The sequence below is a fragment of the Psychrobacter immobilis genome (genome assembly GCF_003148585.1).
GTDB lineage: Bacteria > Pseudomonadota > Gammaproteobacteria > Pseudomonadales > Moraxellaceae > Psychrobacter > Psychrobacter immobilis.
This window is the reverse complement of record NZ_QGGM01000015.1, coordinates 57,710-81,545: the sequence shown is the minus strand read 5'-3', so window position 1 is coordinate 81,545 and position 23,836 is coordinate 57,710. Positions and strand designations below refer to the sequence as shown.

The 23,836-nt window shown below is 42.1% G+C and carries 21 protein-coding genes; 20 read left to right on the top strand and 1 reads right to left on the bottom strand.

The genetic code is table 11. The annotated features are described in order from the left end of the window. Nucleotides 1-251 precede the first annotated feature (251 nt). The 8 genes from rpmH (at nt 252) to C8D84_RS11495 (ending at nt 7,698) form a co-directional block, all read left to right on the top strand. Nucleotides 252-386, top strand: coding sequence for a 50S ribosomal protein L34 (rpmH, locus tag C8D84_RS11530; protein ID WP_007394757.1), 135 nt, complete (start codon nt 252-254; stop codon nt 384-386). 200 nt (nt 387-586) lie between these two features. After that, nucleotides 587-958, top strand: a complete 372-nt coding sequence (rnpA, locus tag C8D84_RS11525; RefSeq protein WP_109592276.1) for a ribonuclease P protein component — start codon at nt 587-589, stop codon at nt 956-958. Nucleotide 959: 1 nt separating this feature from the next. After that, nucleotides 960-1,337, top strand: coding sequence for a membrane protein insertion efficiency factor YidD (gene yidD / locus C8D84_RS11520; protein ID WP_109592274.1), 378 nt, complete (start codon nt 960-962; stop codon nt 1,335-1,337). A 211-nt stretch (nt 1,338-1,548) separates the two neighbouring features. Beyond that, nucleotides 1,549-3,246 (top strand): membrane protein insertase YidC, encoded by a 1,698-nt coding sequence (gene yidC / locus C8D84_RS11515; protein ID WP_055125623.1) that lies wholly within the window; start codon nt 1,549-1,551, stop codon nt 3,244-3,246. Between the two features lie 192 nt (nt 3,247-3,438). After that, nucleotides 3,439-4,884, top strand: a complete 1,446-nt coding sequence (gene mnmE, locus C8D84_RS11510) for a tRNA uridine-5-carboxymethylaminomethyl(34) synthesis GTPase MnmE (protein ID WP_109592272.1) — start codon at nt 3,439-3,441, stop codon at nt 4,882-4,884. Nucleotides 4,885-5,032: 148 nt separating this feature from the next. Then, nucleotides 5,033-5,509 carry a transcriptional regulator NrdR gene (gene nrdR / locus C8D84_RS11505; RefSeq protein WP_045442876.1) on the top strand — a complete coding sequence of 159 codons (477 nt, stop codon included), beginning with the start codon at nt 5,033-5,035 and terminating at the stop codon, nt 5,507-5,509. Nucleotides 5,510-5,546: 37 nt separating this feature from the next. Beyond that, nucleotides 5,547-6,602: a bifunctional diaminohydroxyphosphoribosylaminopyrimidine deaminase/5-amino-6-(5-phosphoribosylamino)uracil reductase RibD gene (gene ribD, locus C8D84_RS11500; RefSeq protein WP_109592270.1), complete on the top strand. Its 1,056-nt coding sequence runs from the start codon at nt 5,547-5,549 to the stop codon at nt 6,600-6,602. A gap of 421 nt (nt 6,603-7,023) precedes the next feature. Next, nucleotides 7,024-7,698, top strand: a complete 675-nt coding sequence (locus C8D84_RS11495; RefSeq protein ID WP_109592268.1) for a riboflavin synthase — start codon at nt 7,024-7,026, stop codon at nt 7,696-7,698. Nucleotides 7,699-7,780: 82 nt separating this feature from the next. Here C8D84_RS11495 and C8D84_RS11490 read toward each other — a convergent pair whose 3' ends face one another. Continuing rightward, complete coding sequence (locus tag C8D84_RS11490) at nt 7,781-10,621, bottom strand: response regulator (RefSeq protein WP_109592266.1); 2,841 nt, start codon at nt 10,619-10,621, stop codon at nt 7,781-7,783. 349 nt (nt 10,622-10,970) lie between these two features. On the opposite strand from C8D84_RS11490, the gene fmt reads away from it, so the two are divergent. The 12 genes from fmt to C8D84_RS11425 all read left to right on the top strand — a co-directional run bounded on the left by fmt (nt 10,971) and on the right by C8D84_RS11425 (nt 23,835). Beyond that, complete coding sequence (gene fmt / locus C8D84_RS11480; protein ID WP_407691885.1) at nt 10,971-12,023, top strand: methionyl-tRNA formyltransferase; 1,053 nt, start codon at nt 10,971-10,973, stop codon at nt 12,021-12,023. 119 nt (nt 12,024-12,142) lie between these two features. Continuing rightward, the gene (locus C8D84_RS11475) at nt 12,143-13,711 is read left to right on the top strand and encodes a transcription antitermination factor NusB (RefSeq protein WP_109592262.1); all 1,569 of its coding nucleotides are present in this window, start codon (nt 12,143-12,145) and stop codon (nt 13,709-13,711) included. A 41-nt stretch (nt 13,712-13,752) separates the two neighbouring features. Next, nucleotides 13,753-15,174 (top strand): threonine synthase, encoded by a 1,422-nt coding sequence (thrC, locus tag C8D84_RS11470; RefSeq protein ID WP_109592260.1) that lies wholly within the window; start codon nt 13,753-13,755, stop codon nt 15,172-15,174. Between the two features lie 372 nt (nt 15,175-15,546). Then, entirely contained in the window at nt 15,547-16,644 is a 1,098-nt protein-coding gene (locus C8D84_RS11465; RefSeq protein WP_227697689.1) for a LysM peptidoglycan-binding domain-containing protein, read from the top strand. 76 nt (nt 16,645-16,720) lie between these two features. Beyond that, nucleotides 16,721-17,992, top strand: coding sequence for a DNA-processing protein DprA (gene dprA, locus C8D84_RS11460; RefSeq protein ID WP_109592294.1), 1,272 nt, complete (start codon nt 16,721-16,723; stop codon nt 17,990-17,992). Nucleotides 17,993-18,328: 336 nt separating this feature from the next. After that, nucleotides 18,329-18,958 carry an L-threonylcarbamoyladenylate synthase gene (locus tag C8D84_RS11455; protein ID WP_109592258.1) on the top strand — a complete coding sequence of 210 codons (630 nt, stop codon included), beginning with the start codon at nt 18,329-18,331 and terminating at the stop codon, nt 18,956-18,958. Nucleotides 18,959-19,081: 123 nt separating this feature from the next. After that, complete coding sequence (locus tag C8D84_RS11450; protein WP_045447558.1) at nt 19,082-19,600, top strand: GbsR/MarR family transcriptional regulator; 519 nt, start codon at nt 19,082-19,084, stop codon at nt 19,598-19,600. Between the two features lie 156 nt (nt 19,601-19,756). Beyond that, a complete protein-coding gene (locus tag C8D84_RS11445) occupies nt 19,757-20,704 on the top strand; it encodes a fatty acid desaturase family protein (RefSeq protein ID WP_109592256.1) in 948 nt (315 codons plus the stop codon). Nucleotides 20,705-20,821: 117 nt separating this feature from the next. Beyond that, the gene (locus tag C8D84_RS11440) at nt 20,822-21,322 is read left to right on the top strand and encodes a hypothetical protein (protein WP_109592254.1); all 501 of its coding nucleotides are present in this window, start codon (nt 20,822-20,824) and stop codon (nt 21,320-21,322) included. Between the two features lie 23 nt (nt 21,323-21,345). Further along, nucleotides 21,346-22,311 carry a TIGR01777 family oxidoreductase gene (locus C8D84_RS11435; protein ID WP_109592252.1) on the top strand — a complete coding sequence of 322 codons (966 nt, stop codon included), beginning with the start codon at nt 21,346-21,348 and terminating at the stop codon, nt 22,309-22,311. A gap of 83 nt (nt 22,312-22,394) precedes the next feature. Beyond that, on the top strand, nt 22,395-22,850 hold the full coding sequence (locus C8D84_RS11430; RefSeq protein WP_109592250.1) for a hypothetical protein: 456 nt from the start codon (nt 22,395-22,397) through the stop codon (nt 22,848-22,850). Between the two features lie 115 nt (nt 22,851-22,965). After that, nucleotides 22,966-23,835, top strand: coding sequence for a fatty acid desaturase family protein (locus tag C8D84_RS11425; RefSeq protein WP_109592248.1), 870 nt, complete (start codon nt 22,966-22,968; stop codon nt 23,833-23,835). Nucleotide 23,836 lies beyond the last annotated feature (1 nt).

Below are 23,836 nucleotides of genomic sequence, written 5' to 3'. Positions count from 1 at the left end.
TAATTATTATAGATTTCGACACAAACTGTGGATAACTTTTGGGAATCCATCACTGAATTAATTAACTGAGTCGTTATTTTTGAGTTATGAATATGAACTTTACACACGATGAATCATTTAAAATGATATTTCCTCTGTCAAAATATCTGTCTGCATCGACATAGATTAAATTAGTTCATTGACCAAGATTCTATGCGGTGGTATAATCCTCCGTTATTACGAATTTAGTCCATTATTTTGATAGGTGAGTTATGAAACGTACATTCCAACCAAGCGTGATCAAGCGTAAACGTACTCACGGTTTCCGTGCTCGTATGGCAACTAAAAAAGGCCGTCAGGTCTTAGCTCGTCGCCGCGCTAAAGGACGTCATCGTCTTACTGTATAATCAGTAGATTGCGATAAGCATGGCTTATAGTGCTTGTTGTGTTTCTATTATTTATAGATTGCGATAGTCAATCACCACAACTGACACTTAGCCATATATTAAAAGCGCCCACATCGGCGCTTTTTTTGTCTCTGTACTTTGTTGTTATTTCTGCGCTATTATTTCCGCTACCGTTATTCGCTCTTATACTAGGTTGTGCTATGTCCAATACTGTTTCAGCGGCAGCTAATGCCCGCTTCACCAAAGAGCAGCGTTTGCTCACGCCTGCAGCCTTCCGTGAGGTTTTTGATGCACCTGAGCGTAAGCTTCATCAGAGCCATCTAATGGCATTTGTGCGTACCAATGATCATGGTCAGCCGCGAGTCGGGATGGCCATTACCAAGCGTAAAGTTCCTACGGCTGTCGCGCGAAATTTAATCAAGCGTCAAATACGTGAACATTTTCGTGTAAAGGCTCATTCTTTAGAAAACAAAGATATTGTTTTTATTGTCAAAAAATCTATAAAAGATATAGATAATAAAGAATTGAAGAATCAAATAATTAATATTATTAAAAAAGTAGAAAAAAAATAAAATGAATTTTTTATTTATTAATTTAAATAATATTCTTTATAAAATTATTTATTATTTTATTGTTTTTTATCAAAAGTTAATAAGTCCACTATTACCTGCTCGTTGCCGCTATTACCCTACGTGCTCGAATTATGGTAAACAAGCTTTGGCATGGCATGGAGTCCGAGCAGGCAGTTGGTTATTATTAAAACGTATCAGCAGTTGTCATCCTTTGGGTGGACACGGCATTGATTTTGTGCCGCTACCGTTATCCTCTTATCATTATCAATATGTACCTTTTAACGCACTAGCTACTAGTGTCAAAGTTCAAGGTTTATATGTTTTTAGAGATAATAAAGGCTATGTGTCTCGCTTAAACCATATGATGAAACTAACATAGCGTTCGTCATCGACTGCGAAGTTGTGGATATCTATTTAGTTACCCACAAGTTATCCACACTCTTGGTATCATTTAAGGCGGATTTTTAGTAAAATGATGCACATTTTATGTAAATGACTGGCAATACTGTTGTCACATATGATGATAATTGTACGGTCATGACACATGCCCTAATTTTTCATTCCCTAATTTTTTAATCTAGGAAAGGTTTATGCAAAAGATATTTCGGGTGATGATCATCATTGCGATGTTAATCACCGCTTATCTGCTGATTTTGGCATGGCGAGATGATTATGCCGATGCGCCAGCTGTAGATGCGGTGTCAGAAACCACTACTTCAGTAGGTGCTGATATCCCTTCGACAACTGGTGCCGCAGGTGATATTCCGGTACAGACGTTGCCTGTTGATAACAATACAGTCGCTAATGATGCTGTGACGGCAACGCCTGCTAAAGACACGGGATTAATCACGGTCACTACCGATCGCTATGATATAAAGATCAACCCAGAAGGCGGCGATATTGTTTATGCTGCTCTTAAGCAGTATGACGCAACGCTCGATAGCGATAAGCCTTTCGTATTGCTAGAGAATAATAGTAATCGCGTGTATGTGGCTCAGTCTGGTCTTATTGGTCCTAACGGTATTGATACTGCGGAAGGTCGTGCCAAATACAGCCATACTGCTAATAATTACGTCATGGAGGCCGGGCAACAGACGCTGTCAGTACCGCTTACTTATAAAAAAGATGGCGTGACCGTTACTAAGACCTTTACCTTTACTGAAAATAAATATCCGATTGATATTAGCTATCAAATACAAAATGCTTCTACACAACCGTGGCAAGGTCAGCTATTTGCCCAGTTGAAACGTGATGACAGTAAAGATCCAGGTATGTCTGATAAAGGTGCGCTTAGTATGGCGACTTACTTAGGCGGCGCTTGGGGCACCCCTGATGATCCCTATAATAAGCTCAAATTTAAAGACTTTAATGATGGTGAGCTAGCTGTTAGTAGTGATAAAGGTTGGGTTGGTGTTGTGCAGCATTATTTTGTATCAGCATGGATACCTGAAAACTTTACCGCTACTTTCTTTAGCCGTGAAACAGGCGATGATTACTTCATCGGTTTCAACAGTCAACCTGTCAATGTCGCGCCAAATAAACAAGTGACATTAGATGCTACGTTATACGCTGGTCCTAAGGTACAATCTGAGCTAAAAGATGTGGCAGTAGGCCTTAATAAAACGGTTGATTATGGTTTGTTATGGCCAATATCGAAAATTTTATTTGCCATCTTGGATGGTATTCATAAAGTCATCGGTAACTGGGGTTGGTCAATCATTGTATTGACGATTTTAGTCAAAATTGCTTTGATGTGGTTCTCGAATAAGAGCTACTATTCGATGGCGAAGATGCGTGCGATTGCGCCAAGATTAGCCGCACTTAAAGAAGAGCATGGCGACGATCGAATGAAGATGTCGCAAGAAATGATGGCTATTTATAAAGAAGAAAAAGTCAATCCAATGGCAGGTTGTTTGCCTATTTTGATGCAAATGCCTATCTTCTTAGCGTTATATTGGGTGTTGGTTGAGAGTGTTGAGCTGCGTCATGCACCTTGGATTTTATGGATTCAGGATTTATCGGCGATGGATCCTTGGTTTATTTTACCATTGCTGATGGGTGCCTCGATGTTTGTACAGCAGCAGCTAAACCCGCAGCCAGCTGATCCGATGCAAGCGAAAGTGATGAAGTTTTTACCAATCATCTTTACTGCTTTCATGCTGTTTTTCCCAGCGGGTCTCGTACTATACTGGACAGTCAACAACTTATTCAGTATGACTCAGCAATATATTGTCAATAAAAAAGTCGAAGAAGAGCAAAAGCGTCGTACTGTGAAAGTATTGGACTAAGTAGCTCATCAATTGATAAAAGACCATCGCTACGGCGGTGGTTTTTTTATGCGTGACATTTCTATTATCCCTCACTGATCTGAAATAAAATAAGCGCAAAGCATGGCTATTTAAAGTTTGCTTTGTCAGTCTGTGTCCAGCCGTCTATAATGGAGTTTTTAGCTATTGAGAGTAATTGTGGATTCCCTAGAGATGGCGTCAAACGTACCTAAAGCATCTGAACCACCTAAAGCATCTGGCTTGGCCACGATTGCGGCTATTGCCACACCGCTTGGAAGAGGTGGCGTTGGTGTTGTACGTCTGTCAGGTGCGCGTGCTTATGACATTGCCTGTACACTAACGGGTAAGTCTGCTTTTACGCCACGTATGGCCAGTTTTTGTCGTTTTTATCAGGCTGATGGTACAGTCATCGATGAAGGGTTAGTGCTGTACTTTAAAGGCCCGCATTCGTTCACAGGGGAAGATGTGATTGAGCTGCAAGGGCATGGCGGCATGATTCTACAAAACCAACTGCTAGCAAGGGTATTTGAGCTGGGCGCAAAACAAGCGGGTGCTGGGGAATTCTCTTATCGTGCTTTTGATAATGATAAATTGGATTTGGTACAAGCAGAGGCTATCGCTGATGCCATTGATGCGACTAGTGCTGCCGCTGCGAGTAGTGCCATTCGCTCGCTAAGTGGTGAGTTTTCAAAGAAGATTAATCAACTATTAGAGCAGCTTATTCATCTGCGTTTGCATGTTGAAGCGGCGATTGATTTCCCTGATGAAGAAGACGTGGATTTTTTATCAGACGGTGTTATACAAAGTAAACTTGAGCAAACGCAAGACAAGATACAGCAAGTATTAGCGACTGCCAAGCAAGGTCAGCTCTTACGTGATGGTATCCATGTGGTGTTGGCAGGTAGACCAAATGCGGGTAAATCAAGCTTGCTGAATCGTCTGGCAGGGCAAGAACGTGCTATCGTTACTGACGTTGCTGGAACAACGCGCGATACGTTACAAGAAACCGTCGTGCTCAATGGTTTGACGTTGCATTTGACCGATACTGCAGGTCTGCGCGAGACTGAAGACACGGTAGAGCGTATTGGGATTGAACGCGCGCGTACCGCCATTACACAGGCTGATATGCTACTGATGGTCTACGATGTGACTCGTGATCTTGAAGAAGAAGATACACCGTTACAGCTTGCAGAACAATTATTTGGTGAGTTACCAGAGGCCAAACGCTTATTGATCATTGCTAATAAGAGTGATTTGTTAAGTGATTTACTAGATGATAGTAGCAGTCAAATACACTCTGTCTCGCAAATCGCAATAAAAGAACGTGGTTATGAACAAGTTAATGTTTCATGTGAAACAGGTGCTGGTATCGATAATTTAGTCGAAGCCTTGTGTGCTAAGGTCGGTTTTCATCCACCAGAAAACAGCCTAATTGCTCGCACACGTCATATAGATGCACTTAGACGCACAGCCGACTCTTTAGCAGAGGCGCACGAGCAGTTAACGGTCTTTCAAGCAGGAGAGTTAGTCGCTGAAAGCTTACGCCAAGCTCAAAACAGTTTGGGTGAGATTACGGGAGCGTTTAGTGCGGATGACTTGTTGGGCAAAATCTTTGGTAGTTTCTGTATTGGAAAATAATCAGCCGATTTTTTTGAATTACCTGATGCAGCTCGTTAATTCTCAGAAATTTCGGTCTTATAGTTTGGTCTTATAGTTTGGTCTTATCATTCGGTCTTATAAATAGTGACTGTGATTCTTGCGCTTAATATTGAAATAAGGAAACGCTATGCATTGCCCGTATTGTAACGCGTCAGAGACTAAAGTTATTGATTCGCGTCTGGCGGCAGAAGGTGCGCAAGTCCGTCGTCGCCGCTCATGCAATAGCTGCCAAGAGCGTTTCACTACTTTTGAGATGGTAGAAGTGGTGATGCCAAGAATCATCAAGTCAAGCGGTAAAATTGAGCCTTATGATAACGAAAAACTGCGCCGTTCTATCTTATTACCTCTACAAAAGCGCCCTATCACCATTGATGAACAAGAAGCGATGATAAGCCGTATTGAGAAGCGTGTTAGACAGATGGGTGAGCGCGAAATCAGTAGCAAGGTGTTGGGTGAGATTATCATGAGTGAGCTTAAAACGTTAGATGATGTTGCTTATGTGCGCTTTGCTAGTGTTTACCGCGACTTTCAAGATATTGATGCTTTCCATCAAGAGATTGCCAATATTCGCCCAAATGAAAAAGCTGACGATAACGTTAAATAGTTTTTACCCTCTACTTTTTTATTAAGTGTATCTCTTTATGACGCTCTCAAACCATACTCAGAATGCGCAAGACCGCTACTTTATGATGCTTGCGATCGAACAAGCCAAACAGGGTTTATATACCACCAGACCTAATCCAGCGGTAGGCTGTGTCATCGTGCAAGCAGAAGCGATCGTCGGTCAAGGGTTTCATCCGAAAGCTGGTCAGCCTCATGCAGAAGTATTTGCGCTAAAAGAAGCGGGTGCAAGAGCTTTAGATGCAACCGCCTATGTGACTTTAGAGCCTTGTAGTCATACAGGGCGTACGCCACCTTGTGCTTTGGGTCTTATTAATGCTGGTGTGAAACGTGTCGTAATCGCAGGGCTCGATCCCAATCCGCAAGTGGCAGGACGCGGTGTAAAACTGTTAGAGCAGGCTGAGATTGAAGTGACAGTCGGTATATTAACCGAGCAAGCAGAAGCTTTAAATCGTGGATTTTTAAAGGCAATGCGCACCCAGATGCCTTATGTACGACTTAAAATTGCCACCAGCCTTGACGGTCGTACCTCGATGGCATCTGGCGAGTCGAAATGGATTACCTCAGCGGCTGCCCGCGAAGATGTGCAGAAGCTACGTGCACAAAGTGGCGCGATTATTACCGGTAGTGAGACGGTTATCGCGGATAATCCACAGCTTAATGTACGTTCCAACCAATTAGCTGTGCCACCTAAACAAGTTCCTGCTCCTAAAGTTGTCGTACTCGATAGGCGTCAGCGCTTAGAATATAGCTTACAGTCTGACTATCAGTTATGCCGTCGACCGGATACGATTTATTGGCGCGAAGATAACTTAACTGAATTACTAAAAAAATTAGTCAGTGATCATCAATGTTATGACGTATTGGTAGAGGCAGGGGCTAGTGTTGCTGGTGGCTTCTTAAGCCAACAATTGGTAGATGAGTTGATTGTCTATCAGGCGCCTTGTTTGTTAGGCGCGCAAGCAAGACCGATGGTCGATTTTAACCCATTGTCTCTAGCTCAGCAGTTGCGTTTTAATATTTATGGCCATGAAACATTAAGTCCTGACCTTAAATTGACTTTATTCCCGCTATAACTTGTTATTTATAAACAGCTTATCCACAGTCTGTGCTAAATTTTTACTCAATGTGGATAAGCAGCTAGTGTCGTACAAAGTTCCACATGAAACTGTGTATAACTTTGTTTCACATGAAACAGAAAAATAGGTCTTTTATAAAAAATTTTATATTAATCCAATGTAATCAGTAACTTAGGTTTCACTGTTAATCTTTCTTAATATTAGCCAACATCTAGTTTTCTGTGGATAACTTAACGGAAATGCGTGTTTTAATACGTTATGAGTTGATTTATCAGTACTTATCCACAATCTATCCCATCATAGACTTAATTAAGCTCAAGTTGCACTAAAAAAACTGGCTTAGACAAATGCTGCCACAATATTAATAGATCAAGATATATTGTCTATAAAGACAACATCATAATGAAATGAGGTCGATATGTTTACTGGAATTATAGAGAGTGTTGGAAAGGTTAAGTGCATGCAGCCTACGGGCGGTGATATACGTTTGACGATAGAGTCTAATGGTTTGGACTTTAATGATGTGAAGCTAGGAGATTCTATTGCCTCCAATGGTATCTGCTTAACCGTCGTAGACCTAGGTAGTAATCATTACTCGGTCGATGTCTCACGTGAAACTATCGCTCGTACCGCATTAGAAACTTTAAAAGCTGGTCACACAGTGAATTTAGAGAAAGCGATGCTACCAACCACGCGTTTTGGTGGTCATATCGTCGCTGGTCACGTCGACGGCGTCGGCGTGGTCAGCAAGCTGCAACAAGATGCGCGCTCTATCTATATCGAAATTGAGATACCACAAGAGCTGGCGCACTATACAGCGACTAAAGGCTCCATCACGGTTGATGGTATTAGTCTGACGACCAATCTTGTAAGAGACAATATTGTCTCTTTAAATATCATTCCTCATACCGCACAAGTGACCAATATCGCTAAGCATTGGCTGGTTGGAAATAAGGTCAACATCGAAGTGGATATCGTCGCGCGCTATTTAGAACGTTTGTTAAATAAGTCGCAAACCAGTGGTATGAATACGCCAAGTCCGCAAAGCCAAATTACAGAAGCATTTTTAGCAGATAATGGTTTTATGAAATAATTGGTTCATGAATTAGCTGATTTATAAAGTAATTGATTTATAAAGTAATGGTTTAAACCTGAAGAGTCAGTTTTACAGATTGTCATGATTTTATGAAGCTCTGTAAAACCGACTCTAGCTCTTTTTTATTGATCGGCTTTGCTAAAAACTCATCCATTCCTACTTCTATACAAGCATCGCGATCTTCTTTGGTATTGTTTGCAGTTAGCGCCACAATCGCAATTTTATCGCCTTGCGCACGAATCGCTTGGGTAGCCTGAAGCCCATCCATGACAGGCATGCGACAGTCCATCAAAATGAGTGAGATATCTTGATGCTGTTGTTGTAGCATATCTAACGCCTGCTGACCATCTTCTGCGACCACACTACGATAACCAAGTTTACTCAATATCTTGCACGTTATTTTCTGATTGGTTGGACTGTCTTCTACTACCAAGATAAGTGGCAATACATTCTCGTTGGCCGCTTTATCTGCTTTATCTGCTTCGTTTGCTAGCTGCTTACACTCTTCTTTTATCTCTATGGTTTGAACCAGCTTCTGTCTCGCTGGTAAGGTTAAGCGCAGTAATTCAGAGAGCAATAAAGTCGCATCTAATGGCTTGCTCAAGAATCCTTCATATTTATCTAATAATATAGAGGGAATACGGCGCTCAGGTTTCATACTGAGTAGTATCTTTGGTAGCGACGGATTATCGAGTAGGGTATTTAATGCTTGTTGTCTATCATCATTCCTTATCGCCTGATTAGCAGAAGCAATAGACAGGGTTTCATAATATTCATAATCTAATAGCAAGATAGGGGCGAGTCTTTGCTCGTCTTGTGCCAATTTTTCGTTTAATTGTTGTAGATCTAATTTATCTATAGAGGTATAGATAGTAGCTGGCATCGATAAATATGCGCAAAAATCGCGCAGATGTTTGGCACGTAGTGGTTGTTTAATCACTGCTATTAGGTGGATATGAGTCAAATGCTGACTATGATGATAAATAGGCTGATAATTTGGACGTCTGCAAGGCAGATAAAGATTCAGACTGCTGCCTGCTGTCATCGTGCTTTTTATTTCAATAAAACCACCCAATAATCGCGCAAAGCTATTGACGTTATTTAATCCTAGGCCTTGCCCAGTCGTGTTCTTCTGAATGTAATTAACGTTTCGATGGGTGTTTTGATTGCTGCTTTTATTAAGCTGAACCAACAGTTGATGTTGCTTCGCTATATCGATGCCCATACCGCTGTCTTTTATGCTAAAACGAATCCAGTCGTGTGAGGCATGATTGGGATTGTCTTTATTGATTTGACTATTTTTAATCAGTGTAAGGTCTTTATTAAGATTTACTAAGCTTCGGTTTTTTGTTGCTAATATCTCTGCATTACTGACTGTTTCGATGGTCAGTGATACATAGCCAGAAGTGGTAAATTTCACTGCATTATCTAATAAGTCGTACAAGATTTGCTGTAGGCGCTGATGGTCTGTATCAATACAACGCGGACTGTCAGGTGCAAAAAAATACAGCAGCTCAAGTCCTTGCTGCCTTATCCTTTCTATAAATGACTGACTGACCTGTTGCCCCAGTCTATAAATATCAACAGGCTCAATGCTTAGGCGGGTTTTTCTTACCGCTATCTCCTCGATGTCTAGCACATCATTAAGTGTCGTGAGCATACTCTGACTGCTTTTAATTAAAGATATTAAAATGTCATTCTGCGCAGCAGTCAATGTCTCAGGATCAATCGGTTCTAGCGTGTCAATCATTGCTTCTAACGGTAGGCGCAAATCATGACCCATCGTCGATTTAATCGTATTAAATTCATCAATTTGGCGTTGTAGCCGTTGATTTTGTTGCTGTAATTGCCCTATTTGACTGGCAAATTCATTAACATTATTCAGCAGTACGGTAAAGCCGTGAACCTGACCATGTTCACCAAACCATGGCGTAATGTGTAGTTGGTAAGCCTGTTCATTTTCTAACCCATAGACTGTTAAGGTACGAGTAACGCGTAGGTTGGATAACGTTTGCAGCAATCGTTGCGTGGATTCATCTTTACCCGCGATAAAGTCCGTCAGTTCATAGTTGCTATCGCTTTGCGGTAAAGACATGAATATTTGTTCAAAGCGTTTATTAAAAAAGCTGATTTGACCATGACGCATGATCATCAGCATCGGTAAAGGGGATTGATCAACCAAACGTTCAAGACGATGTGTTAGGGTTTTAATGCGGCGATAGTCATTATGCAACTGGTAGCTGACACGGCTCAGCGCATGGCCTAAACGCAGAAACTCAGGCGTAGATTTTTTTTGCAAAAAAGGCGGCGGACTATAGGCTTCTTTTGCGTGGCTACTTAGATTGTCCGTATAAATCAGAAGTTGTTCCCAATTGGTGCGACGATTGAGCATATACAGCAAAGCGATAATAAAAAGCATGATCGCTGCCATCAATGGCAACCAGTAGCGATATGATATCCAGTCAATGATAAGCGGCTTATGGCGCAATATAATATAAAGCTGATGACCACTTTTGAGTTTAATGGTGCCGGTTAAGTTGCGATTATTGAGCGTGTAAGCACTATGACTGCCGTTATTAGAAGGAGATGAGCTAATAATAGGAAACGTAACGTTAGCAAAAGCAGGCTCATTGGGCTGAGTATGGCGATGGATATAAGTCTGCCCAGATGGCATCATAAAAACCAGCTGATAGCTTATGTCTTCAAATACGGGTTTTTCTAAAATCCTTTTAATGTCAGGATTTAGAAGATCATCACGTTCAGTAACTTCATACTGTAATGTATGAAAAGTATCGATACTGTGTTGTTCACTGTGTTTTTTTATCTCGTGAAACAGCGCAAAATAATAGATAGACAACATGACCAGCAAGGTCAGTGCATAAAATATGAGTAAGCGCTGTAAGGACTGAAACTGTTGCATGAAAGCGTGGTCCTATATCGACACAAGAAACATAGTGAGTAAGTCATCAGTTTGGCACAGTAGCTGGTTTATTCAAGCCGTTTTGTCTTTTACGGTTGTACAGCTATTATCTAGAAAAAAATGGCGAATGGCAGTGGAATATCGCTCAATCACGCATTGTTTTGTAAATAAACTCATCAATAAGAGCGCCCTGCTTACTTTCTATTATAAAGACAAACCGTATCATTGGTAACGCTCGATTACCGTTATTACAACCATGGCACAACATCGCAAACTCACCTATAATGAGTCAACCAACCCTATATAATGCCTGTTTATGACTACAATTGCTTCTGCCTCCGATTTATCCATGCCATCTACGACGAAAGATTGCTCATCTAGTAAGCGCTTAAGAGTTGCGTTTGCTGGCACTCCTGAGTTTGCCGCTGTTAGTCTTGAGGCGCTTATCAGCCAGCAAGAAGCATTGAATATAGACATCGTCGCTGTGTATACGCAACCTGATCGCAAGGCAGGACGGGGTCAAAAATTATCAGCCTCTGCAGTAAAGCAAGTCGCATTGGCGCATGATATTGCCGTTGAGCAGCCTCTCACCTTTAAAAAATCTAGTAGTGAAGGGTTGATCGCACGTGAGACTCTGCGTAGTTATCAGCCAGATGTGATGATTGTCGCGGCTTATGGCTTGATATTGCCGATTGGTGTATTGACCACACCGACTTATGGTTGCCTAAATATTCATGCGTCCTTATTACCACGCTGGCGCGGTGCAGCGCCTATTCACCGTGCATTATTGGCGGGTGATAGCGAGACTGGCATTACCATTATGCAGATGGATAAAGGGCTTGATACTGGCGACATGCTTTATAAAGTCAGTGCTCCTATTGAGGCTGATGATACGGCTGCCAGCCTCCATGATAAGATGGCTGAGCTTGGTGCGACGGCGATTATTACTGTGCTACAAGACTTGCCACATTATCAAGCACAGGCTGTACCTCAAGATGACAGTCAAGCCAACTACGCTGAAAAACTGGTCAAAACCGAAGGCGAAATCAACTGGACACAATCCGCTACTGAAATTGAGCGACAAATTCGTGGACTGACGCCATGGCCAGGTGCTTATAGTTTTTTGGCAGGGCAGCGCGTCAAGATTTTAGCCAGCTTACCTGTGAATCCGTCGCAGCAAACCAATCAGCCTGCTGGTACGGTCATCAGCGTTGGACGCAAAGCGATATTGGTAGCTTGTGGTCATGATAGTAATATTGATAATGGTGTCGAAAAACCGCAAGCCAGCACTTTAGCTATCACCCAATTACAGTTTGCTGGTGGTAAACCAATGACAGCCGAGCAAATCTGCCATGGCAACCAACTGAATGATGGTGACCAGTTCACAGCAGACTCAAAATAATTGCTCCTAAATCAGTTTAATACCGCTTAACCTTATTTATTTTTATATTCGTCATTTAATACCAAACAATCCAACTTTTATCAGACGCTAACTATTAGGCGTCAAGGAAATTCAATTTAATGAGAAGCACTGCGCCAAGAAACAATAAGCTCAAACCGTCAAGCAACCTTATCATGAATGGTAGCGTCCGCGTCCGCGTGATTCGCACCTTACTGGCGATTCAAAATGGTCAGTCGCTAGCGAGCGTCCTTGATCCGCTATTAAACAGTTTGCATGACGGTGATAAAGGTTTTGCTCATGCGCTATTGTTGACGACGTTGCGCCAATGGTACGCCCTTGAGCGTCTACTCGATAGTCTGGCTGATAACTCTATTGATGAAAAAGAAGTACGTACGACGATACAAGTAGGTTTAACCCAGCTGCTTTATTTGCAAGTGGCTGACCATGCGGCAATTCATGAAACGGTTGAAGCGGCAAAAGAAATCGAATTTGCGCATGCGACGGGTTTAATCAATGCCATCTTGCGTAAAGTCTCTAAGAACTCAAGTAAGTTCCGTAAGAAATGTGATAAAAAACACAGCTTACCGAATTGGCTTGCCTATCAGCTCAAGCAAGATTGGAGTGAGCAATATGACGATCTGATGCAGGGTTTACGTCAACCTGCACCGATGTTTTTACGCGTGAATACAGCGGTGACTTCGATAGAGGACTATCAGCAAGCATTGGTGGAATTTGAAGTTGAAGCAGATCTGGTTGAGCTAACAAGTGGTTTTAATTTAGCCAGCTCATCGGATGCAGCCGCATCTAATAGCATATTAACCAAAGGGTTAAGATTACATCAAAGTACCGCAGTCAATGCCTTACCGCAATTCGCTGAAGGAGCTGCTAGTGTACAAGATATGCATGCTCAGCTTGCCGCGCCGCTTATTCATAACGCTTTAATTAATAAGCTGAGTGTTAAAAACGACGATGCAGACGGCGATATAGACACCAATAACAACGAGATCCGCATTTTAGATGCTTGTGCAGCGCCGGGTGGTAAGCTTGCTCATTGGTTGGAATTAATCAGCTCAAATGAGTCTTCGTTGTTTCACGTGAAACAAGACGATGCTGAAACGTCGCCTGTGATTTCGAAAGTTAAGATTACTGCGATAGATAATGAAGCGCCACGTATCGAGCGTATTCATACTAATTTACAGCGCTTAAACCTAAGTCAGCACGACTTGCAGCAAGCTGAGAAAAATATTGAGCTTAATATTGTCTGTGCTGATGCGACCACATGGCAAGGGGCGGGTAAGAAAAAGAGTAAGCTCGTATTTGACGCTATATTACTAGACTCACCTTGTACAGCGACAGGCGTAATCCGTCGTCATCCTGATATCAGTATTTTGCGTACTGAAGAAGACGTTGAGCAAACGGCATTGCTACAAGCCGATATCTTGCATAATCTATGGCCACAACTTAAAGTTGGTGGTTACCTCTTATACGTCACTTGCTCTATCCTAAAGCAAGAAAACGTTGAGCAGATGCAGGATTTTATGACTCACTATAACAATGTAGTAGCCATTGAATTTAGCGACGATTGTAATTGGGGTATTGAACAGGCGATTGGTCGTCAGTGCTTGCCAATTGATAGCGAGAGCGGCGATGGTTTTTATTATGCCTTATTGCAAAAAACTGCTGAATAAACCGTTTTAACTAATAATCTCATTGTAGACAGGACAATCTAATGAAATATATCAGTACCCGTGGTCAGACAGCGCCGATGGATTTTAGTGATGTGTTATTAATGGGTCTTGCCCCAGACGGTGGATTGATGCTGCCTGAGCACTATCCGAATATTGATAGTGCGACGCTTACTGAGTGGCGCGCGCTGAGCTATCCACAGCTTGCGATGGCGATTATGCAGCGTTTTGCCACTGATATTCCTGCGGCTGATTTGCAAGATATCATTGAGCGCACTTACACTGCTGAGGTATTTGGCTCTGATGAGATTGTTCCTGTCCGCAAACTTGAAGATAACTTATACATTTTAGGCTTGTCGAACGGTCCGACATTGGCATTTAAAGATGTTGCCATGCAGTTTTTGGGTAATGCTTTTGAATATGTGCTTAAAAGAAAAGACGCGCGTATTACCATCATTGGTGCCACCAGTGGCGATACAGGTAGTGCGGCAGAATATGCTTTGCGTGGTAAAGAAAATATCGAAGTCTTTATGCTGTCACCGCACGGTAAAATGAGCGAATTCCAGCGCGCGCAAATGTATAGCTTGACTGATAAAAACATTCATAATATCGCCATCGAAGGCATGTTTGATGATTGCCAAGATATTGTCAAAGCGCTACAACAAGATGCTGAATTTAAAGCGGCTTATAATCTAGGTACGGTTAACTCTATTAACTGGGGTCGTATCCTTGCGCAAATCGTTTATTACTTTAAAGCCTATTTTGCCGTCACTTCAAACAACGATGAAAAGGTGAGCTTTAGCGTGCCATCAGGCAACTTTGGTAATATTTGTGCCGGTCATATAGCACGAGAGATGGGTCTGCCGATTGAGCGTTTAATCGTCGCAACTAACGAAAACGATGTACTCAACGACTTCTTTAATCAAGGTGCTTATCAGCCGCGTCCGACTGAAAAAACCTATATTACTTCAAGTCCTTCAATGGATATCTCTAAAGCCTCTAACTTTGAGCGTTTTGTTTATCTCTTATTAGATAAAGACAGCGCCCGCGTTCATGAGTTGTTTGAAGGTGTGAAATCTGGTCAAGGTTTTGATTTGTCTGACCTAATGGAGGCGGTTAACACTCGCTACGGTTTTGCTGCGGGTAAATCTACTCATGCCGACCGTCTCGACACTATCAAAACACTTTATGAGCAGCATGGAGAGTTGGTTGATCCGCATACCGCTGATGGTATCAAGGTTGCCAAAGAATTACAGCGCAAAGGCGAGGTGATTGTTTGTGCCGAAACCGCACTGCCAGTGAAATTTGCCGATACGATCATCGAAGCTATTGGACCGATAGAAATCGCACGCCCCGCCCATACCGAAGGCTTAGAAGCGTTACCGCAGCATGTGGTGGTGCTTGATAATGATGCCGAATTGGTCGCTGAGCAAATTCGGCAGCATGTGATACCAAATCTAGCATAAATCAGAGTGGATTTTAATGCTTATTTTCATGAGGAACTCTATAAAATTCAATGACAAACTATAGAAATAATATTCATACAAAAGTTACGCCATTGTAATAAAGTGTTTATGATTGTGTTATGGTAGATATAATTGTAATATTAGAAACAGCGTCGGCGACTCATCATTTTGCTAGACGCTTTTTTAGTAATCATACCAGCCAATTACACTGAACAGCTGCCCTATAAGCGTCATGATAATCGTACAGTTAAATCCTTTTACGACCCTCATTGCTTGTCACTATTTTAATGACAGTCAAAGATTAAGGTTAAGTAATAGATCTAAATGGTACTAATTGTGGCGACAACAGCGGTACATATTGTGGATATAACAATGAAGATGAGCTTAAAAACGATAGCAAAAGCACTGTTAATCACGACATTTAGTAGTGCAATGCTAATGAGTGCTGCCCACGCTAACAATCCACCACCAGCCATCAAAGCGGATGCGCCTAATCGCTATATCGTCAAAAAAGGCGATACGTTGTGGGACATATCAGGACGTTATTTAGACAGTCCGTGGCGCTGGAAAGAAATCTGGGCAACCAATAAGCAAATCAAAAACCCCAATCTTATTTATCCTAACGACATCCTTATCTTATGTGTGATTCAAGGTAAAACCTTAATTGGTGTTGATACTGGCGAAGGTTGTGCTGGAGTTGAAAAGCAGTTAACGGGTAACGTGGTATCTAGCACAGTCTCAGTCACTTCAACAGCCAACAGTATTCCACCGCTTCCGTGGTCTGCTATTCAACACTGGTTAGATAAGACAGTCATCGTTAATCCACAAGATTTTAATACCACCCCTTATATATTGGCTTCTAAAAAAGGCAACTTAATTACCGCTAGCGGCGATAAAGTGTATGCCAAAGGTGTGCCACTGATCGTCGGTCAGCGTTATGGTATCTACCGTGAAGGAGAGCTATATGTTGAGCCAAAAACCCAAGAAGTTATCGGTTTAGAGGTCACGCAAGTTGCGACGGGTTTGGTTACTTCGACAGAAACCAACGGCGTCAGCAGTTTGCAGCTCACCGACAGTTACGACAAAGAAGTGCGTGAAGGTGATCGCGTATTCGTTGAGTTGAATAACTCTATTCCACCTGTGTTTTATCCAGCCCCTGCAACGGTCAGTCGTGGTGGCATGATTGTCCGCGTCATGGACTCAATCAGCTCAGCAGCGAAGGGTAGTGTCGTTGCTATCAATTTAGGTAGTACCCATGGTGCTAAGCCTGGTGATGTATTGACTGTATATCAAAAAGGGGCCTTGATCCGCGATACCAAAGACAATGACACGCCAGTACGCTTACCAAATGAGCCAAGCGGTATGGTCATGGTATTCAATACTTTCGATAATATTAGCTATGCTTATGTGCTTGATTCAGAGCTACCATTAAACGTCGGCGACCAGCTGTTACCACCGCCATATCTATAAATGAGTACACTATAAGTGAGAACATGCTTATTTTTGGACGGGACACACTAACTTAGCCTATACGAGCTAGATGATTATGATGGCAGTTACTTCTTCTTTATCAAATGAGCAGCGCGCAGTACTGGCGCTGTGGACTGAGGTGAATGCATCATTATCTGCTTATCATAAGCTCATTACTTCTTTTGGCACAGCAGAGCTTGCTTGGTACGCCAAAGTAGATGCATGGCGGCAATTGGGTATTCATCATAGCCATCTTGCCCGTCATGAACAGCCAGAGCAAACGCAAGCCAGTATCGATAAAATTCAGCAAGCGCTCATCGAAGGGCGCTATGGTCTGCTATTTGCTGACCAGCCTGATTATCCCGCACAGCTCTCGCAAATCTATGACCCACCGCCTTTATTATTTTACCGAGGCAATAAATCGCGTTTGCGTCAAGCGCAAATTGCGATCGTCGGTAGCCGAAAACCCACTGCCCATGCCCAAAAAATCACCTTTGATATCGCGCAATATTTGGCGCAAGCTGGTTATATCATCACCAGCGGTCTTGCCATGGGTGTTGATAAACGAGCACATCTAGGCGCTTTAGCACAGGCAGATACCGAATATCAAGGTCGAACGATTGGGGTAATGGGTACGGGTATTGAGGTCAATTATCCCAATCATCATGATAAATTGTTTGCCCAAATAATTGAGCAAGGCGGCTGTATTATTAGTGAGCTATTGCCGCATACAATGCCACATAAGCATACGTTTCCACGGCGTAATCGTTTGGTCGCTGGATTGAGCCTCGCCACAATTGTGACGGAGGCGACCATTCAGAGTGGTTCGCTGATTACCGCGCGTTTAACCTCGGAACAGGGTAAGCAAGTTTTTGCCATTCCAAGTCATATTGATAATAGCAATGCAGAAGGCTGTCATCATTTGATACGTGAAGGTGCGACCTTAATTTATCATCCACAGCAAGTGCTAGAAGACGTCAATGCTCAGTTGGGTTATGAAAGTTATTCTCATAAATCAAAAGATACTGTGGATAGTGGTATAGATATTACCGAATCTAATGGCTCTCAAACGAATCATAGCAAAGCTACTAAACATACAAATAAAGATAAAAGCATCGCTGTAATGGCTAACCATCCAATACCCTCTAATATCAAATCTGCTCCCAGTGCTATCGTCGTACCGGAGCATTTAACCCTCGTTTATGAGCAGCTTGATTGGCACGGGCAGGATTTAGATGCGCTGATTATCGCTACCAAAATTGTCACACCGCAGCTGATTGGACAGTTAATGGAGCTTGAATTATTAGGCATCATTAGTGTGCAAGGTGGACGGTATTTGCGCGTTTAAAATCGTACTTTCTACCGCTTTAGGCTTTTCACCTATCTACTGCCAAGTGATTGACGACAGTACAATCTAGGGCGTGTCATCAATTAGATTGTGAGGCTTAAAATGAGAAAAATTGTAGATAAACAAGGAAGCAATTGCCGTTAATATTGACAAAATTGCTGACCATGTTTAGCAAAATTTAGCCATTTTAAGACCACTAAACGTACTAATGTGCTAATTGATGACACGCCCTAGGTAGCTGCTAATAAGGTCGCTTTAAACTTCGCAGCCCTAATTTTTCTTAGTCTTATGTTATGATGAGTGCTTAAATTTCTACCTTTTTGAAGCCCTCAAGCTATGGAAAAATCCACATCTTTTACTACTGACTCTGTCATTCAAGCTGCCAAATGGCTTAAAGAAGGACAGCTACTTGCTTATCCCACCGAAAGCGTTTGGGGTATCGGTTGTGACGCTTATGACGAAGCAGCCGTTCAACGTATTTTATCCATTAAACAGCGTCCACAAGCCAAAGGTATGATCGTCATTACTGACAGCGCTGAGCGTTTAATGCCGTTACTAGAGCCTTTAGAAGAAGGTCAGCGCCAACAAATCATCAAGAGTTGGCAGGCAGATACTGACAGTATAGAGCTACAAGGTAAGCAAGCCCATACATGGCTACTGCCTATCCCTCAGACACTTGAAACGACTATCCCTCCTTGGATCACAGGGCAGCATCAAACAGTGGCGGTTAGAGTTATTGCGCATCCTATGATTCGTCAATTGTGTCAACAACTGGTCGACGTTCAAAACTCATTTGGGCTATTGGTTTCCACAAGCTGCAATCCATCAGGGCAACCGCCTGCTATGACTTTTACTGATGCCTATAGATATTTTGGCGAGCAAATCAGCTACTTGCAGGCTGACACTCTAGGCTATACTTTACCGAGCCAAATTCGTGACGCAACCACGGGTTTAGTGATTCGTTAGCGCATGACAGTCAACCAAATGATGAGTGTTATCTGTTGATTTCACTATTGACAGAAATAAAAGAATAGCGCAAGATAAGTAAATAAAATAATCAAAACTTATAAAGTAGAGTACATATTAATCATGAAACTAAATCCTGTGACCGAAAAATTTATCTTACATTGGGGTGAAATGGGCTCGCAGTGGGGTGTTAATCGCACCATGTCACAGATTCATGCGTTGTTATTCATCATTGGTAAGCCATTAAATGCTGAAGAAATCACCGAAACACTTGGGGTTGCTCGCTCTAACGTCTCAAATAGTATTAAAGAGTTGCAGCATTGGGGCTTAGTACAGAAGGTTTCCATATTAGGCGATCGTCGCGATCACTTCACGACCAATACTGACGTTTGGGAGCTGGCACGCATCATCGTGGTTGAACGACAAAAGCGTGAGCTTGAGCCAACAGTACAGTTCTTACAAGAATTGATGGACAGTCCTGAATTTGAACATGAAAATAATGAGGTAAAGTCACGTATTCGTGATACCCAAGAATTCGTTAGTACCCTAACCACATGGTCATCTGAGATGCTTAAACTGCCCACAAGCATCCTCAAAAAAGTCCTAAAACTGGGCGCTAGTATTAAAAAGGTCTTACGTTAATAGTTAGCGGTGTAATTTAAAATAAAAAATTTATAATAAAATTTCTGTTTTGACAGAAATATATGTAATAACTATAAAAGCCAGCTAAGTTTAAGTGAGATAAGTTTTTATAAAATAGCAGCAACAAAAAATAGTAATAACAAATGGATGTGTAAAATGACAGTCAATCAGACACACGCTAATAAAGAGCAAGCCATTAAAAAGGCTATTGCTGCAGTCGAGTGGCAAGACTTGCGCCGGTTAACGCGCGCTCAAATCGCTTACAACGTTATTTTGCCTTATCCGTTTTTATTGTTGTCTTGGTGGTTCGCCAGCCACTCTTGGTATGTCTTAGCATGCGGGGCTTCTTATTTATTCTTTGCTGCCGCTTTTCGCCAAGCGCACGATGGCTATCATCATAGTTTGGGTACAGGAAAACGTACGACCACCGCCATATTATTATTGCTCAGCGTACTATTAATGACCAGTTTGCACAGCATTCGAGCCACGCACATGGCGCATCATCGTGACCCATTGGGTGATAGTGATATTGAAGGCAGTCTAGCAAAAGTGTCATGGTGGCAAGCGCTACTCGGCGGAATAACTTATCGACTCGATATTTATCGTCAAGGATTGCGCCTAAGTAACCGTCGCAATCAAAAATTAGCGTGGCTAGAGTTTGCTTTGATTGGTTTAGTCATCATAGTTGCCCTTATATTGACCGCCTTTACTATTCCTACTCTCGCGATATTAGCGCAAGTATTGATGTATCACATATTGACCATGATGTTGGCCAATGCCAGTGTTGGCATCATTGCGGTGTGGGGCGTGCATCATGATTGTGATGAGACAATCGCTCGCACCGAGCGCAATCTTTTGGTCAACTTGCTGACCTTTAATTTGCTTTATCACGTAGAGCATCATCTCTTTCCTGCTGTGCCATCCAATCATTTACCCAAGCTTGCCAAGCGTTTAGATGCAGCAGCGCCACATCTGACCAAAGCACATGTATTGCCAAGTATGGTTAACGTCATAGATTTTATTAATCATCGTTGGAACCAATTAAAGAATAAATCTCAAAATAGTAATGATAGTGAGTGTCCTATTCGTAAGCGTTTTGCTTAATCAGTAGGCAAAACAAAATCAAGATACTTATCCACCAATTATCCACAGGAATTTCATTGGCTTTGGCAACGCCGTATTTATACTCAATTAACGACGAATGTTAATAGGATAAATAGAATGAAAACAAATAATGAGTTAGGTGTGTATCCTTATCTACAAGTGATTATTTTGTTTGCAGGGCTTGGTAGTATGATTGGTGGATTGATTGCGGAGCTGGCTTTATTGTTTGTTTTTAGGAATGCGGATTTTGCCCAAATTGGTTACCAGCCATTACTCTATGTTGGTCTGCTTGGTTCTATTCCTGCTTTATTAACGGGTGTTATCGTCGCTTATAAGAATATATGGCGCGGTGATCATAAGAGTCTAAGCACGACATTTTTAGTGGGGTTTATAACGTCAGCAGGTTATATGGGTGCAATCATCCTATATTTAGGCATCAACTCATGGATAGAGGTTGGCGTGCTACTGGCCTTTATGATTGGTATAGGATTGTTTGGCGCAATCAATTCAGCGATTGCCAGCCGCATTGCTTTACCAAAAGTATGTAAAAGTCATTTTGATGTTAGTACTAAAAAAGTAGACGATAACTATAACGGATTAAGTTTTACTAAACGATAAGCGAAAAATATAGGGAGTAGGACATGAATATTTTAATCAGTGGTGGCTCAGGCTTTTTAGGCAGTGCTTTTAGTGACGAGCTTATCAAACGTTATCGTACGCAGGATAAGGACTTACATATTACATGGCTAACACGCGATAGCAGCCAAACGCATCCTGAAGCGATCAGCATGATGACCTACGATGAGCTAGCGAGTTCGGATAAAAGCTTTGATGTTATCTTAAATCTAGCAGGCGCAGGCATTGCTGACTCGCGCTGGAGCGATGCGCGCAAGGAGCAGTTGCTCGCCAGCCGTATCAAGCCTACCGAATCCTTATTGGTATTTATGAAGCGCATCAGTATTAAGCCCAAGCTAATGGTCAGCGGCTCTGCGATTGGCTGGTATGGCGCACAAGGCGATAAACCTCTTACCGAAAGCAGTGATTTTGAAACTGATTTTGCCCATCAATTATGTCATGAATGGGAGCAGTTAGCGCTCAAAGCCACTGAACATGGCGTGCCTGTGGCTATCGTGCGTACGGGCGTGGTTATCCATCCTGATGGCGGGATGCTCGGTAAGTTATTAACCCCATTTAAAATGGGCGTCGGTGGACAGTTGGGTGATGGTAAGCAAATCATGAGCTGGATCAGTCGTGAAGACTGGGTTGGGGCAGTGATATTCATCATTGAAAAGCATCTTGCTAATTATGCGGACACTCAGACTACCGATGATCACTCGTTAGAAACTATCAATGATACGCCAGTGCTGGTGTATAACCTCACTGCGCCTAATCCAGTGACCAATCATACTTTTACCAAAACGCTTGGAGCATGGCTACACCGTCCCACCTTTTTTACTTTACCCAATTTTCTGCTTAAGCTGATATTTGGTGAGATGTCGACTCTATTAATTGATGGTCAAAAAGTAGTGCCGCAAGCATTACAGGACGCAGGTTATGATTTTAAACAGCCAACACTGAAGCAAGCTTTAGAAGAGCAGAGTTCGTAAATCATTAAGCGACTGTTTCATGTGAAACATCATTATTATTTACATGATGCTTTGTTTCATGTGAAACCTAAATAGAGGTGTGTATGAGTGATATTGAGATTAGCGCTACAGCGACAGCATCCAGCTATCCTAAAGCTAAGGTAATAGGAACTTATGGATTGTTGGGAGGTGCGATAGGTGGTCTGATTGTCTGCTTATATATGATTGTGATGCTTGTAATTGACGGTAATATTTTTAGGCAAGAGTTAACAGATATTTTCAAAATGCTATTAGCTTCTATTGTAGGCGGATTCTTTTTTGGTTTGCTCCCTACGTTAGTAGCTGGATTAACTATATGTAAGTTGAAGATAGTCTTTGACTCCATACTAAAAATAGTACCGTTATTCTTCATTGGATTCTTTAGTACTTTTATATTTTCAGTTTGGATTATAGCAACAGATGTTTTTTTAGAGAAAATAATATTTGGATTGGTTCTTAGCTTGATAGGTGGAGCCAGCGCTGTGATTACAGGTCTTATCGCATTACCTAAACACAAATAAAATTTAACTTTAAATTTCATTATTGACAGAAATAAAGTAAATTAAAACAGCCGATTAAATTAAGTGGTCGCGCCAGCAAGACAGCTACTGCTTATCACCAAGTAAGGAGAACATCATGCGTCATCCTTCGTTAGACAGTGTTGAATGGCAAGATTTGCGACAGCTTAGTCTGAGCGAGACTGTTTATAATATTTTTTTATCTTTGCCTTTTTTATTATTGTCATGGTGGAGCGCGTGGCAAGGGTGGTGGTTGCCTGCACTTGTGGCGACTTTTTTCTTTTTTACCGCCGCGCTTAGACAAGCCCATGATTGTTATCATCGAACGTTGGGAGTAGGGAAGCTTGCCACTGAGCTCATGCTGTTTTTTCTCAGTATCACGATGCTCTGTAGCACGCATGCTATTCGGCACACACATCTCAATCATCATAGAGATCCACTTGGAGACAGCGATGTCGAGGGTAATTGGGCTCGTCTGCCTTGGTATCAGGCGATATTGGGCGGCGGACTTTTCTCGATTGCGATTCAGTGGTTTGGCTTGACGCATGGTAGTCGTCGTAATCATATTCTCGTTGGCTTTGATCTGTTGCTCATTTTCGCAGTGATTGCCACCGCTTTTATCACGATGCATCCAGTTTTGATGTATCACGTATTGGTAATGATATTGGCCAATATCATGGTGGGATTCTTTGCAGTATGGAGCGTCCATCATGGTTGTGATGACGTGGTATATGCGCGCAGTGAGCGTCATCCATTGATTAATTTACTGACTTTTAACTTACTCTATCACATCGAGCATCATCTGTTCCCAGCGGTGCCGACCAATCATTTACCAACACTGGCGAAGCGCTTAGATGTTGCCGCACCGCAATGGACGCAGCAGCCAGTCATCCCTCTTTTAGCCGCAGCCAATCAGCACCAACAATCTAGCGTGACTCAAAAATCTAATAGTCTTGATACTGAGATATCACTCATAAAGGAGTCGTAAG

Bases quoted from the DNA above. Each gene is read 5' to 3' on its own strand.
- C8D84_RS11455 (WP_109592258.1), top strand. From the start codon at position 18,329: ATGGAAAAATCCACATCTTTTACTACTGACTCTGTCATTCAAGCTGCC.
- C8D84_RS11490 (WP_109592266.1), bottom strand. From the start codon at position 10,621: ATGCAACAGTTTCAGTCCTTACAGCGCTTACTCATATTTTATGCACTG.
- C8D84_RS11475 (WP_109592262.1), top strand. From the start codon at position 12,143: ATGAGAAGCACTGCGCCAAGAAACAATAAGCTCAAACCGTCAAGCAAC.
- thrC (WP_109592260.1), top strand. From the start codon at position 13,753: ATGAAATATATCAGTACCCGTGGTCAGACAGCGCCGATGGATTTTAGT.
- fmt (WP_407691885.1), top strand. From the start codon at position 10,971: ATGCCATCTACGACGAAAGATTGCTCATCTAGTAAGCGCTTAAGAGTT.
- rpmH (WP_007394757.1), top strand. From the start codon at position 252: ATGAAACGTACATTCCAACCAAGCGTGATCAAGCGTAAACGTACTCAC.
- yidC (WP_055125623.1), top strand. From the start codon at position 1,549: ATGCAAAAGATATTTCGGGTGATGATCATCATTGCGATGTTAATCACC.
- C8D84_RS11445 (WP_109592256.1), top strand. From the start codon at position 19,757: ATGACAGTCAATCAGACACACGCTAATAAAGAGCAAGCCATTAAAAAG.
- mnmE (WP_109592272.1), top strand. From the start codon at position 3,439: ATGGCGTCAAACGTACCTAAAGCATCTGAACCACCTAAAGCATCTGGC.
- yidD (WP_109592274.1), top strand. From the start codon at position 960: ATGAATTTTTTATTTATTAATTTAAATAATATTCTTTATAAAATTATT.
- ribD (WP_109592270.1), top strand. From the start codon at position 5,547: ATGACGCTCTCAAACCATACTCAGAATGCGCAAGACCGCTACTTTATG.
- C8D84_RS11450 (WP_045447558.1), top strand. From the start codon at position 19,082: ATGAAACTAAATCCTGTGACCGAAAAATTTATCTTACATTGGGGTGAA.
- nrdR (WP_045442876.1), top strand. From the start codon at position 5,033: ATGCATTGCCCGTATTGTAACGCGTCAGAGACTAAAGTTATTGATTCG.
- rnpA (WP_109592276.1), top strand. From the start codon at position 587: ATGTCCAATACTGTTTCAGCGGCAGCTAATGCCCGCTTCACCAAAGAG.
- C8D84_RS11430 (WP_109592250.1), top strand. From the start codon at position 22,395: ATGAGTGATATTGAGATTAGCGCTACAGCGACAGCATCCAGCTATCCT.
- C8D84_RS11425 (WP_109592248.1), top strand. From the start codon at position 22,966: ATGCGTCATCCTTCGTTAGACAGTGTTGAATGGCAAGATTTGCGACAG.
- C8D84_RS11435 (WP_109592252.1), top strand. From the start codon at position 21,346: ATGAATATTTTAATCAGTGGTGGCTCAGGCTTTTTAGGCAGTGCTTTT.
- C8D84_RS11440 (WP_109592254.1), top strand. From the start codon at position 20,822: ATGAAAACAAATAATGAGTTAGGTGTGTATCCTTATCTACAAGTGATT.
- C8D84_RS11465 (WP_227697689.1), top strand. From the start codon at position 15,547: ATGAAGATGAGCTTAAAAACGATAGCAAAAGCACTGTTAATCACGACA.
- dprA (WP_109592294.1), top strand. From the start codon at position 16,721: ATGATGGCAGTTACTTCTTCTTTATCAAATGAGCAGCGCGCAGTACTG.
- C8D84_RS11495 (WP_109592268.1), top strand. From the start codon at position 7,024: ATGTTTACTGGAATTATAGAGAGTGTTGGAAAGGTTAAGTGCATGCAG.